The sequence below is a fragment of the Bradyrhizobium sp. genome, assembly GCF_049691595.1.
Classification (GTDB): domain Bacteria; phylum Pseudomonadota; class Alphaproteobacteria; order Rhizobiales; family Xanthobacteraceae; genus Bradyrhizobium.
Genome location: NZ_JBAVNZ010000209.1, coordinates 1 through 6,146 on the forward strand (window position 1 = coordinate 1; position 6,146 = coordinate 6,146).

The 6,146-nt window shown below is 64.7% G+C and carries 7 protein-coding genes and 1 pseudogene; 3 read left to right on the forward strand and 5 right to left on the reverse strand.

What is annotated here, in order from left to right; translation table 11 throughout:
* Positions 1–347 (reverse strand): annotated as a pseudogene (locus tag WCE35_RS09615) (MFS transporter); the annotation flags it as partial.
* A 30-nt stretch (positions 348–377) separates the two neighbouring features.
* A complete protein-coding gene (locus WCE35_RS09620; protein ID WP_424593109.1) occupies positions 378–800 on the reverse strand; it encodes an MAPEG family protein in 423 nt (140 codons plus the stop codon).
* Between the two features lie 160 nt (positions 801–960).
* On the opposite strand from WCE35_RS09620, the gene WCE35_RS09625 reads away from it, so the two are divergent.
* Complete coding sequence (locus tag WCE35_RS09625) at positions 961–1,794, forward strand: metallophosphoesterase family protein (protein ID WP_424593110.1); 834 nt, start codon at positions 961–963, stop codon at positions 1,792–1,794.
* 140 nt (positions 1,795–1,934) lie between these two features.
* On the forward strand, positions 1,935–2,117 hold the full coding sequence (locus WCE35_RS09630; RefSeq protein ID WP_424593111.1) for a hypothetical protein: 183 nt from the start codon (positions 1,935–1,937) through the stop codon (positions 2,115–2,117).
* 72 nt (positions 2,118–2,189) lie between these two features.
* Here the strand turns inward: WCE35_RS09630 and WCE35_RS09635 are convergent, their stop codons facing one another.
* The 3 genes from WCE35_RS09635 to WCE35_RS09645 all read right to left on the reverse strand — a co-directional run bounded on the left by WCE35_RS09635 (position 2,190) and on the right by WCE35_RS09645 (position 5,278).
* On the reverse strand, positions 2,190–3,215 hold the full coding sequence (locus WCE35_RS09635; protein WP_424593112.1) for an NADP-dependent oxidoreductase: 1,026 nt from the start codon (positions 3,213–3,215) through the stop codon (positions 2,190–2,192).
* Positions 3,216–3,347: 132 nt separating this feature from the next.
* Positions 3,348–4,844 (reverse strand): IMP dehydrogenase, encoded by a 1,497-nt coding sequence (gene guaB, locus WCE35_RS09640; RefSeq protein ID WP_424593113.1) that lies wholly within the window; start codon positions 4,842–4,844, stop codon positions 3,348–3,350.
* Between the two features lie 185 nt (positions 4,845–5,029).
* Positions 5,030–5,278, reverse strand: a complete 249-nt coding sequence (locus WCE35_RS09645; protein ID WP_424593114.1) for a hypothetical protein — start codon at positions 5,276–5,278, stop codon at positions 5,030–5,032.
* Positions 5,279–5,377: 99 nt separating this feature from the next.
* Here WCE35_RS09645 and WCE35_RS09650 point away from each other — a divergent pair.
* The coding region (locus WCE35_RS09650; RefSeq protein ID WP_424593115.1) for an MFS transporter at positions 5,378–6,146 on the forward strand (769 nt) is incomplete at its 3' end.

Here is a 6,146-nt window from a genome sequence, read left to right on the forward strand (position 1 = left end):
CTGACCGACCGTGACGTGAGCGCGGCGCGCTCGGCATCGCTGAGCGGCGCCGGCGCAAAGCGGCCGCCGTCGCATAATGCGGCGATCGCGTCGACATCCATGCCGCGCTCGAGCTTGAGCATGCCCAGCACGCGGGCGCGCGGGCTGTCGTCGTCCATGATCCAGGCGCTCGAGGCCCGCCGCCGCAGCACGTCCCAGATCAGGCCCGAGATCGCGGCGCGATCGCCGGAGCCGGCATAGCGATGCGCGGTGCCCCACTCCTTCAGCGCCTTCGCGGCCGGCACGCGCTGGGCATCGATGGTTTCGATGAGTTCGATGGCCGCGGAGAGCCGGGCAGCGGGGGTCATTGAAAACTTTCAGTTCGAGAACGGGTGCGCTCAGATCAGCAACAGGATCTTCAGCGCAAAATAGATCCACATCGCGAGCAGCACCAGCACGCCGGCGAACCACACCAGCGAGCGCTGGCGGACATCGTTCGACGTCACGAAGATTGCGGCGTGCACCAGGCGCGTGACCACGAACACCCAGGACATCAGCACGATGAAGAGATCGGCATGGCGCAGCGGCAGCGCCAGCGCGATCAGGACATAGAGTAATAGCGGCAACTCGAACTGGTTGCGATAGCAATTGCCGATCTGGGTGACGCGGGTCGGCCAGTTCGGCTGGCCCAGCGCGATATCCTTGAGGCGGATCTCCCGGCTCGCGAGCGCGCGGGTGCGCGCCGTGGCCATCGCCAGCAGCAGGGCGAAGGTGAGACCGGCCAGCACAAAGACCGGCAGCAGGACCGACTGAACCGACATGAAGCTCTCCCCCGGCAGAAGCGCGAGCCAGAAGCTCATAGCGGCCGCGCCGGCCCCTGACAATGAACCTTCCCCTGCCGCCATGAACCATCATGTGCGCCGGGATGCCTCTGGGAGCGGCCCCTCCAGTCTATTATCATTGGGCCGGAAGGAACATGGCATGGCCGAATTTCGTCTGACCCAGATTTCCGACACCCACCTCGCCCGCCGCCTTGCAAAACCCACCGACAATTTTCACCGGCTGAGCGAACATATCGACGCGACGCGTCCCGATCTCGTCGTCAACAGCGGCGATCTCGCGTTCGACGCTCCGACCAACCGCGACGATCTCGAATTCGCCAAAATGCTGCACGGCGCGCTGCCGGTCTACTGCCGCTATCTGCCCGGCAATCACGATATCGGCGACAATCCGACCGCGGTCGGCCCGGTGCCTTCCCAGCCGGCCACCGAGCCGGAGCGGCAGAACTTTCTTTCGATCATTGGCGAGGACCGCTGGTGCTTCGACGCCGCGGGCTGGCGCTTTGTCGGTCTCAACTCCTTGATCATGAACACCGGGCTTGCAAGCGAGGCCGCGCAATTCGACTGGCTCGCTTCGCAATTGGCCGATACCAGGGGAAAACCCGTCGCGCTGTTCCTGCACAAGCCGCTTTATCCGAAGGCGCCTGACGATCCTGAAACGGCGGCCACGGCGATCCGCTACGTCCCGCAACCGGCGCGCCGTCGCCTGATCGCCATGTTCGGCGCGGTCGACCTGCGGCTGGTCGCCTCAGGCCACCTGCATCAGCGCCGCGATGTCACCCTTGGCCAAATCCGCCACATTTGGGCCCCCTCCGCCGGCTTTGTCATCCCCGATGCGAAGCAGGAAGTGATCGGCGTCAAGGAAACCGGCCTGATCGAATACCGCTTCTGGCCCGACCGCTTTGAGGTTTTGCACGTCAAAGCACGGGGCCAGATCGATTTCGACCTCGATGAGGTGGCTGGCAGGGCGCCGTAACCGGACGCCTGCCATCTGGTGACTTCTTCGCCACAGCGCACGCTAAAATTGCACAGCGCGGCAAAATCATGGCTTGCAACCCAGAATTTTGCCGCAATCGCCCCCCGATAGTGGAACCCGATGGGTATCAGGGGATTACAATGCCTTCCAAGCGGACCGAACTGGTTATCGAGAAAATCATCGCATCCTGCGATGGCAGCGTGCGTGGGGCGCTCGAGGCGCTGCTGCTGGTCAACGAGCATTTGGAGACCGAACTTCATGAACTCTATGCCGCGGTCTCGCACGCCGGCCTGACGGACGAGCGTTTCAGAACGGTGCATTGAGGCGGGGGCGTCCCCCCGCCGCGGGCGGGTTCCCGGCGACCTGTTCGCTCCCGATTTTCCGGGCGGATCGCTTCACGCCCTGTCGGGCCCGACGCGCACCAGTTGCTTGCCGAAATTGGCGCCCTTCAACAGGCCCATGAACGCGGCGGGCGCGCTGTCGAGCCCCTCGGTGACAAACTCCTTGTACCTGACCTTGCCCTCGCGCACCCACCCCGACATGTCGCGCAGGAAATCGGCGTGACGGGCGGCGAAATCGCTGACGATGAAGCCGCGGATGGTCAGGCGCTTGGTCAACACCGCACGCATCAGCGATGACGCCCATTTCGGCGCCACCGCTTCGGTGTCGTTGTAATGCGCGATCAGGCCGCACACGGGAACGCGCGCGAACGCGTTGAGCAGCGGGAACACCGCCTCGAACACCGCGCCGCCGACGTTTTCGAAGTAGACGTCGATGCCTTTCGGACAGGCTTCTTTCAGCTTCGCCGCGAGAGCCGGATCGCGGTGATCGAGGCAATCGTCGAAGCCGAGCTCCTTTTTGACATAGTCGCATTTGTCCTTGCCGCCGGCGATGCCGACCGCCCGCGCGCCCTTGAGCTTCGCAATCTGGCCGACCGCCGAGCCGACCGCGCCGGAGGCGGCGGCGACCACCACGGTCTCGCCGGGCTGCGGCTTGCCGATATCGAGCAGGCCAGTATAGGCGGTCATGCCGGGCATGCCGAGCACGCCGACCGCGGTCGAGATTGGCGCGATTTTTGGATCGATCTTCGCCAGCCCCTTGCCGTCGGAGAGCGCATGCGTCTGCCAGCCGGCGCGCGACAGCACGATGTCCCCCTTGGCGAAGCCGGGATTGTTGGAGGCCATCACCTCGCTGACCGTGCCGCCCTCCATCACCCCGCCGATCGGTACCGGCGCGGCATAGGACGGGCCCTCGCTCATGCGCCCGCGCATATAGGGATCGAGCGACAGCCAGATGGTGCGCAGCAGGACCTCGCCGGCGCCAGGCGCCGGCGGCGCGTAATCCTCGACGCGGAAGTCGGATGCCTTGGGCTCGCCAACGGGACGGGAGACGAGAACGACGCGCTTTGCGGGTTGAGACATGGTTGTTTCCTCCGGTTTTTTCGTCATTGCGAGGAGCACTTGCGACGAAGCAATCCATCTATCGGCTTGGAGAGATATGGATTGCTTCGCTGCGCTCGCAATGACGGTTCAAATTGTACGTACCACGGCCAGCTACACCGCGCCCGGATAGTTCGGGCTTTCCCGCGTAATGGTGACGTCGTGGACGTGGCTTTCGCGCAAGCCCGCGCCGGTGATGCGCACGAACTGCGCCTTGTCGTGGAATTCGGCGAGGTTTCGCGCCCCGACATAGCCCATCGCGGCGCGCAGGCCGCCGGCGAGCTGATGCATGACATTGCCGACCGGACCCTTGTAGGGCACCTGACCCTCGATGCCCTCGGGCACCAGTTTCAGCGTGTCCTTGATGTCCTGCTGAAAATAGCGGTCGGCCGAGCCGCGCGCCATCGCGCCGACCGAGCCCATGCCGCGATAGGCCTTGTAGGAACGGCCCTGCCACAAAAACACCTCGCCCGGCGTCTCGTCGGTGCCGGCGAGCAGCGAGCCGACCATGGCGATGTCGGCGCCGGCGGCGAGCGCTTTCGCCAGATCGCCGGAAAACTTGATGCCGCCGTCGGCGATCACGGGCACATCGGCTTTCCTGGCGGCCTCGACCGCATCCATGATCGCGGTGAGTTGCGGCACGCCGACGCCGGCGACGATGCGCGTGGTGCAGATCGAACCCGGCCCGATGCCGACCTTGATCGCGTCCGCGCCGGCGTCGATCAGCGCCTGCGCGCCTTCCCTGGTGGCAATATTGCCGGCGATCACCTGCACCGCGTTGGAGAGCCGCTTGATGCGGTTGACGGCTTCCAGCACCCGCGAGGAGTGGCCGTGCGCGGTATCCACCACGATCAAATCGACGCCGGCATCGATCAGCCGCTCGGTGCGCTCATGACCGCCCTCGCCGACCGTGGTCGCGGCGGCCACCCGCAGGCGCCCCTGCGCATCCTTGCAGGCCAGCGGATGCGCGACCGCCTTTTCCATGTCTTTCACGGTGATCAAGCCGACGCAGCGATACTGATCGTCGACCACCAGCAGCTTCTCGATGCGATGCTTGTGCAGCATCCGCTTCGCCTCGTCCTGGCTGACGCCCTCGCGCACCGTGACCAGGTTTTCGTGCGTCATCAGCTCGGAGATTTTTTGACGCGGATCGGTCGCAAACCGCACATCGCGGTTGGTGAGAATGCCGACCAGCTTCCCAGGCACGCCGGCGCTGCCGCCGGTGACGACGGGAATGCCGGAAAAACCATGATCCTTCATCAGCGCCAGCGCGTCCGACAGCATCGCGTCGGGCCCGATGGTCAGCGGATTGACCACCATGCCGGATTCGTACTTCTTGACCTGCCGCACCTGAGCGGCCTGGCCGTCGGAATCGAAATTACGATGGATCACGCCGATGCCGCCGGCCTGCGCCATCGCGATCGCCATGCGCGCTTCGGTGACGGTGTCCATCGCGGATGCGATGATCGGAATGTTGAGGGGAATGGCGCGGGTCACGCGGGAGCGGATGTCGGCCTCGGAGGGCAGGATGTCCGAGAGCCCGGGCCTCAGCAGGACGTCGTCGAACGTATAGGCTTCGCGGATCGCCTGAAGTCCCTGCAGCGTCGCCATTGCCAACTCCTTATCTGCGGCGGTCCGCCGCGATCTGACTTACGGATGAACGTCGCCTTCGGCGAAGCTGTCGGCATCGCCGTCGAATCGAAGCCCATCGGTGGGGTTGACGGTGGTCGATAGCATGGCGGGCCGCCGAATCAAAGCGTTTGCCAGCCATGCACAGGGTTTTTCCGGTCGAGAAGCTAGCGCGGATAGCCCGCGGGCGGGCCGTGCCGCCGGATCGCCGCCACCACCTCCCGGTGCCGGCGATCTTGCCGCCTCATATGGACCGCGATGACCGCATGCGCCGACGGCACCAGCAGCAGGACGTGGAAAATAAGCCCGAAAACCGCGCAAAACACCATCAGGAGCAGATTGAAGATCACCGAAAAAGGCTGCCCGTTCAGGAGCAGCCCGAGCGGCGGCAACAGGGCGGCGAGAACGTAGATCATGGTCGGATCTCCGGCGGTTTCGGTTCAGCAATAGCTTGTAGGACGAGGGGATGATACAGCCCCCCTCGCCCGCCCTTTTCTGTCCTCCCCGCTTTTTCGATGAACAAACAACGCCTGATCCCGCTCATCGTCGCCACCGCCCTGTTCATGGAGAACATGGATTCGACTGTGATCGCGACCTCGCTGCCGGCGATCGCGGCCGACATCGGCACCAGCCCGCTGACGCTGAAGCTCGCCATCACTTCGTATCTCTTGTCGCTCGCGGTGTTCATCCCGGCGAGCGGCTGGACCGCCGATCGTTTTGGCGCGCGCATGGTGTTCTCGATCGCCATCGCCGTCTTCATGCTGGGATCGATCGGCTGCGCGCTGTCCTCCTCGGTCACCCATTTCGTGATCGCGCGCATCGTGCAGGGGCTCGGCGGCGCGATGATGACGCCGGTCGGGCGGCTGGTGCTGTTGCGCTCGATCGACAAGCGCGCGCTGGTCAATGCGATGGCGTGGGTGACCGTGCCGGCGCTGGTCGGGCCGGTGATCGGTCCGCCGCTCGGCGGCTTCATCACCACCTATTTCTCCTGGCACTGGATTTTTCTGATCAACATCCCGATCGGGCTGCTCGGCATCTTCATGGCGCTGAAATATATCGACCCGATCCGCAGCGAAGACCCCGAGCGCTTCGATCTCTATGGGCTGGTGCTGGCCGGGATCGGGCTTGGCGGTATCGCCTTCGGTCTATCGATCGCTGGCCTCAATTTGCTGCCGTGGACGGTCGTCGCGGCCCTGGTCGGGGTCGGCTCGATCTCGATGACGCTTTACCTGATCCATGCCAGGCGAACGGGATCGCCGGTGCTGGATTTCGCGCTGCTGCGCT

Excerpts from the sequence above, each read along its gene's own strand:
- WCE35_RS09645 (WP_424593114.1), bottom strand. The coding sequence starts at position 5,278 with ATGATCTACGTTCTCGCCGCCCTGTTGCCGCCGCTCGGGCTGCTCCTG.
- WCE35_RS09635 (WP_424593112.1), bottom strand. The coding sequence starts at position 3,215 with ATGTCTCAACCCGCAAAGCGCGTCGTTCTCGTCTCCCGTCCCGTTGGC.
- WCE35_RS09620 (WP_424593109.1), bottom strand. The coding sequence starts at position 800 with ATGTCGGTTCAGTCGGTCCTGCTGCCGGTCTTTGTGCTGGCCGGTCTC.
- WCE35_RS09630 (WP_424593111.1), top strand. The coding sequence starts at position 1,935 with ATGCCTTCCAAGCGGACCGAACTGGTTATCGAGAAAATCATCGCATCC.
- WCE35_RS09625 (WP_424593110.1), top strand. The coding sequence starts at position 961 with ATGGCCGAATTTCGTCTGACCCAGATTTCCGACACCCACCTCGCCCGC.
- guaB (WP_424593113.1), bottom strand. The coding sequence starts at position 4,844 with ATGGCGACGCTGCAGGGACTTCAGGCGATCCGCGAAGCCTATACGTTC.